We start from the raw sequence: 5,662 nt of genomic DNA on the forward strand, positions 1-5,662 counted from the left end.
TGCCACTGACGGGAACCTCGGCTATCGCCAGCAGCTGAATGCCCTCCGGCAACAACGGCTGGAGCGTCTTGCAAAAGTGGTTGGGATCCAGGGCCTCGGTGAATTCCAGATCCATCCACTCGCTCTGGGCCTCAGCGCCGAGGGGCAAGGCCAAAGCAATCTGAATCCGTGGCAGGGGATGAAACCCACCGGTGAAGCTGATCGGAAGAGCACTGCGACGCAGGGCCCGCTCCAGCATGCGCATCAGATCAAGATGGCTGAGCAGCGCCATCGATCCCGTTTTGGCGAATTGCACCCGGATCCGGCACACCCGTTCGCTGGGCGGCGCTTGGGTCGGCAGCTGGGTTGGCACCTCGGGAGCGGGAACAACCACGTTGTGCCCGAGATCCGGGCCGCAGACCCCACAACTGCTGCAGCCATCAAAGGAACAGTCGGGCACAACCGCCGCTACCAGAGCCCGTTGCAAATCGTCCGCCAGCCAGGCCTTGTCGATGCCGGTGTCGATGTGATCCCAGGGAAGCGGCTGAGCACAGAACGCTTCCAGATCCTCCCGATCCAGGGCAGCCACGGTACTCCAGCCCCCCACCTCCATCTCCCGGTAACGCCCCTTCAGGCCAGCATCCGCGATGGCTCCGGCCCAGGCGGCGTAGGTGCGATCCAGCGACTCGAACCAGGCATCCATGCCGGCACCGGCCCGCCAGGCCGCCTCGATCACCGAGGCAAGGCGCCGATCGCTGCGGCCCACAAAATCCTCCATAGCCGACAGCCGCACATCGGTGAAGTTCACCTTCACGCCGCGCAAACGCCTGAAGACCTCCTTGAGCAGGGCCTGGCGCCGCTCAAACTCGGCCGTGGAGACGCTGTGCCACTGAAAAGGGGTGTGGGGCTTGGGCGTGAAATTGCTGATCGTGATGTTCAGGTTCAGCCGCCCCAGGTCACGGCAGCGCTGCTGCAGCATCACGCAGGTCTCGACAATGCCGAGAACATCGGCATCCGTCTCACCAGGGAGGCCAATCATAAAGTACAGCTTCACCTTGCGGTAGCCGTTCTGCATGGCCGTGCGGATGCCATGCAGCAGGTCGTCATCGGTGAGGCCCTTGTTGACGATGTCGCGGAGTCGCTGCGTTCCGGCCTCAGGGGCGAAGGTGAGACCCGCTTTCCGAGTGCCGCCAAGGATGTGAGCAATGTCTTCATCAAAGCGATCCACCCGCTGACTGGGCAGCTGAAGCGTGACGTTCTGATCCGCAAGGCGATTTCGCAACTCAACCCCCACCGCCGGCAGCGCCAGATAGTCGCTGCAGTTCAGGGAGAGCAGCGAGAAATCGCTGTAGCCGGTTTGTTTCATGCCAGTCTCCACCGCATCGATCACGGCATCGGGTTCCACATCCCGAGCCGGACGCGTCAACATTCCGGGCTGGCAGAAGCGACAACCCCGGGTGCAACCGCGGCGAATCTCCACCGTGAAACGGTCATGCACCGTTTCCACATGGGGCACAAGACCCATGGCGTAGTGGGGCATTGGCGTCGCCACACGGCGAAGAACCCGCGCTGGAACATCAGGGTGAAGCGGCTCAAGGGTGACCCCATCGGCGCCGGTTCCATAGAGCGCAGGCACGTAAACGCCGGGGACCTGGGCCAGATCGCGCAGCAATTGCGATCGAGTCAATCCATTCGCTTTGGCTTGCGCCACCACCAGACCGATTTCGGGCAATAGCTCCTCACCGTCACCCAGGGCGATGAAGTCGAAGAACGGGGCATAGGGCTCTGGATTGCTGGTGGCAGTGGGACCACCAGCGAAAATCAAAGGAGGTGCTGCAGGATCACTCAGGGGCAAATCGCCCCGATCAGTGGCGCGAATAGGCACCTGCGCGAGGTCCAGCATCTCAAGGATGTTGGTGGCGCCAAGTTCGTAACTGAGGCTGAAGCCCAGGATGTCGAAGGCCGGCAAGGGCCGACGGCTTTCCACGGCAAACAACGCCTGGGAGCGCTCCCGCAAGCAGCCAGCCAGATCAGCCGCCGGGAGATAGGCGCGATCACATAACTGCCCGGGAACGGCATTGAGGATCGAATAAAGAATGATGTGGCCGAGGTTGCTGGAGCCGACCTCATAGATCTCGGGGTAGGTGAGCGCCCAGCGAACCGACGCTGTCTGCCAGTCCCTTGGTTCAACCCCTAACTCGTGCCCCATGTAGCGGGCCGGTTTGTTGATGCCGCTATCCACCAGGGCATGGAAATCAACCGGGTGATCCAGGGATGAAACGACCACGTCGGATGTCCTGACTCCTGAGGTCATCGTATGGAGCTGCCGACACGGCAGGATGCCCCGCAGAAATAGCTCCCGACTCCGTGGTTCAGGTCAACGGCAATTACCTCAAGCTCAAGGCGGGCTACCTGTTCCCTGAGATCGGTCGGCGCGTCAAAGCGTTCGGCAGCGCCAATCCCGACGCAGCGCTGATCCGCCTGGGCATCGGTGATGTCACGGAGCCCCTGCCGCTGGCCTGCCGTGAAGCAATGAAAACCGCCATCGATGCGATGGGCACCGCCGAAGGCTTCCACGGCTATGGCCCCGAACAGGGCTATGGCTGGCTACGGGAGGCCATCGCCAAAAACGACTTCCAAGCCCGAGGCTGCGATATCAGTGCCGAGGAAATTTTTGTTTCCGATGGCTCCAAGTGCGACAGCAGCAACATCCTCGATATCCTCGGCGAGAGCAACAAGGTGGCCGTCACGGACCCCGTCTATCCGGTCTACGTGGACAGCAACGTGATGGCTGGTCGCACCGGTGAAGCCGGAGAGATCGGTCGATATGCGGGACTGACCTACCTACCGATCAGCGCGGACAACGGCTTTGCAGCGCAGATTCCCAGTGAACCGGTCGACCTGATCTACCTCTGCTTCCCCAACAACCCCACCGGTGCCGTCGCCACCCGGGAACAACTTCAAGCCTGGGTGAGCTACGCCCGCGCCAATGGCGCACTGATCCTCTTCGATGCTGCCTATGAGGCCTTCATCCAGGATCCGGAACTCCCCCACTCCATTTTCGAGATCGAAGGAGCCCGGGACTGCGCCATCGAATTCCGTTCCTTCTCGAAAAATGCCGGCTTCACCGGCACGCGCTGTGCATTCACCGTGGTGCCCAAGGGGCTGAAAGGCAAATCAGCCAACGGCGAAGCGGTGGAACTCTGGGAGCTGTGGAACCGACGTCAGAGCACCAAGTTCAACGGTGTGAGTTACATCATTCAGCGTGGAGCTGAGGCTGTTTACTCCGAAGCCGGTCAGGCCGAGGTGAAGGCCCTAGTGAGCTTCTACATGGAGAATGCCGCGATCATTCGCCGCGAACTCAGTGCTGAAGGCCTCACCGTCTATGGCGGCGAACACGCTCCCTACGTCTGGATCAAGACCCCTGTGGGCATGGACTCCTGGGGCTTCTTCGACCATCTGCTCAACAAAGCCAACGTGGTGGGCACACCCGGCAGCGGTTTCGGCGCCGCTGGCGAGGGGTATTTTCGCTTGTCGGCCTTCAACAGCCGCGCCAATGTGGATGAAGCCATGACTCGCATCAAGGCCCTGTGAACCGCTTCCTCTCCCCATTCCCTTTAGATTTCAAAAGTTTCGGGTCAATGGTCATGGCGGTAGACTCTCCCAGCCAAAAACCAGGTGGTGCAGCTGTTCTGGACAAAGCGCCAGAGCGGGTTCACAAGCGCTCGCCTCGCTACAAGGTGCTGCTGCACAACGATCCGGTGAATTCCATGGAATACGTGGTGGCCAGCCTGCAGCAGGTTGTGCCTCAACTCAGCGAGCAGGACTGCATGGCCGTGATGCTGGAGGCCCACAACACTGGAGTGGGGTTGGTGATCGTGTGCGACATCGAGCCGGCGGAGTTCTATTGCGAGACGCTGAAATCCAAAGGGCTGACCAGTTCAATCGAGCCTGAAAACTAGAGCGATGCAGCAACCGCTGAACAGGTTCCTCCTGCTTCAGCCAGCCTGGCTGCCCACGGTTCTGTTCATTCCTCTGCTTTACGCACTGGGCTGGTTTACTTCTATCCCGCTGACGCTGGTTGGCCTGCCAGCAGATCAGGTCTCCCTCACCGGAACGGTGCTGAGTTTTGTGCTGTTCCTCTTGGTGATGCCCCGATGGGCAGCCTTGCGGTGGTCCGCTGCGCGATCTTGGGTGGCCTTAGGCATCTGCCGAGCAAATCCACAAGAACAACCCGCGCCAGCAGCTGCTCTTCTCAGAGGTCTGCTCATTGCTGCAGGGCTGCTGACGGTGATCACGAGCATTGTTCTGATCCAAGGCTCGGGAGATTGGCGAGGCGAAGTGGATGGAACCCACTTGGCGAATGCCGTGTTGCTCTGCCTTGGCGTTGGCTTGGCAGAGGAATTGATTTTCCGCAGCTGGCTCTGGGCGGAACTCAATCGAATCATGGGCTCGCGTGCTGGAGCTCTGGCCCAAGCCTGCATCTTTAGCCTCGTTCACACACGCTTCAACCTGGGGCTGGCTGCCATGAGTGGCCTTCTTGTCGGGCTATTTCTGTTGGGGATTGTTCTTGCCAAACAGCGACAAGCTGACCGGGGGTCACTTTGGGGCTGCATCGGTCTGCATGGCGGGCTTGTCGCTGGATGGTTTCTGCTTCAGAACGGCTTGCTTCAGCTGTCAACCAATGTCCCGTGGTGGCTGGTGGGCCCAGGAGGGGATTCCCCGAACCCGCTGGGCGGACTCGTCGGTCTGATCAGTGTTCTGATCCTGATGCTGATTCAGCGCACAGCCGTTGCTAAGGCAGCCCGGCCAGCCACAGGAGCTCGTAACGCGTCTTGAAGCGAAGCCACTCCGTAATCCCTTCCGAGGAGTGACATCACTGTGCGACCGAAATCCGCAGGATTGCGATCAAAGGCCTCGAGACACACCCGACCAAAGGTGCTCCCCATCGGCTCGGGATTCCAGAGAAGCTTCCGCGCCGTCCACGGCATCATGCTCATCGGGTTGTACCCCGGCTTGATCAAACCCTGATCGAACCCGTACTGCTCAAGGTGGGTGTGGGGCTGCAAACCGATGAAAAAGATCGCTGGCTCTACCAAATCAGCACCAAAAATAGCTTCCAGCTCACGGTGATAGGCCACGGTCTGACGGATCGTTTCCGGTCGCTCGTCGATCACGTTGAAGGAGTAATTCACCGACACGTGATCTCGGAAGCCCGCATCCGCCAGCATCCGGCAACTCTCCAGAACAGTGCGCAGGTTGTAGCCCATGCGCATCTTGCGGACGAGCTCCTGAGAGCCGGATGTAATGCCGATCTCGAAATAGCTCATGCCCGTCTCCACCATGAGCTGAGCCAATTCGGGATCCAGATTATCGGCGCGGATGTAGGCCGCCCAACGAATGCCGGTCAGTCCTTCAGCCTTGATCGCCCGCAGAAGTTCTTTGGCGTCTTCGATGTAGCGCCGCGCGGGAATGAACTGAGCATCGGTAAACCAGAAACCACGCACCCCGCGGTCGTACAGCTGGCGCATCTCTTTCACCACTTCATCCACTGGGTTGAGGCGCACCTGCTTGCCTTCCACCACCGTGTAGACGCAATAGCAACAGTTGTGGGGGCAGCCGCGCTTGGTCTGAACTCCTACGTAGAAGTCGCCGCCTTCGAGGTACCAATCGAGCTGGGGCC

5 protein-coding genes are annotated in these 5,662 nt (G+C 60.3%); 3 read left to right on the forward strand and 2 right to left on the reverse strand.

Going from position 1 to position 5,662, the window contains the following annotated elements:
* On the reverse strand, positions 1 to 2,293 hold a 2,293-nt coding region (locus ACGVJ8_RS06425), incomplete at its 3' end, for a TIGR03960 family B12-binding radical SAM protein (RefSeq protein WP_392346493.1).
* A 53-nt stretch (positions 2,294 to 2,346) separates the two neighbouring features.
* On the opposite strand from ACGVJ8_RS06425, the gene ACGVJ8_RS06430 reads away from it, so the two are divergent.
* Genes ACGVJ8_RS06430 through ACGVJ8_RS06440 form a run of 3 tightly spaced genes read left to right on the forward strand, consistent with a single transcriptional unit; the run spans position 2,347 to position 4,818 of the window.
* A complete protein-coding gene (locus ACGVJ8_RS06430; RefSeq protein WP_392346495.1) occupies positions 2,347 to 3,573 on the forward strand; it encodes an LL-diaminopimelate aminotransferase in 1,227 nt (408 codons plus the stop codon).
* A 47-nt stretch (positions 3,574 to 3,620) separates the two neighbouring features.
* A complete protein-coding gene (clpS, locus tag ACGVJ8_RS06435; RefSeq protein ID WP_392346497.1) occupies positions 3,621 to 3,941 on the forward strand; it encodes an ATP-dependent Clp protease adapter ClpS in 321 nt (106 codons plus the stop codon).
* Positions 3,942 to 3,945: 4 nt separating this feature from the next.
* Positions 3,946 to 4,818 (forward strand): CPBP family intramembrane glutamic endopeptidase, encoded by an 873-nt coding sequence (locus tag ACGVJ8_RS06440; protein ID WP_392346499.1) that lies wholly within the window; start codon positions 3,946 to 3,948, stop codon positions 4,816 to 4,818.
* Here ACGVJ8_RS06440 and ACGVJ8_RS06445 read toward each other — a convergent pair.
* Positions 4,758 to 5,662, reverse strand: a 905-nt coding sequence (locus tag ACGVJ8_RS06445; protein ID WP_392346501.1) for a B12-binding domain-containing radical SAM protein, incomplete at its 5' end; no start/stop codon positions are given. The two genes, ACGVJ8_RS06440 and ACGVJ8_RS06445, sit on opposite strands and share 61 nt — an antisense overlap.

It is taken from the genome of Parasynechococcus sp. (genome assembly GCF_042954245.1).
Lineage (GTDB): Bacteria > Cyanobacteriota > Cyanobacteriia > PCC-6307 > Cyanobiaceae > Parasynechococcus.

What these genes read in the sequence shown, in the direction of transcription:
- clpS (WP_392346497.1), top strand. Translation starts at nt 3,621, where the DNA reads ATGGTCATGGCGGTAGACTCTCCCAGCCAAAAACCAGGTGGTGCAGCT.
- ACGVJ8_RS06440 (WP_392346499.1), top strand. Translation starts at nt 3,946, where the DNA reads ATGCAGCAACCGCTGAACAGGTTCCTCCTGCTTCAGCCAGCCTGGCTG.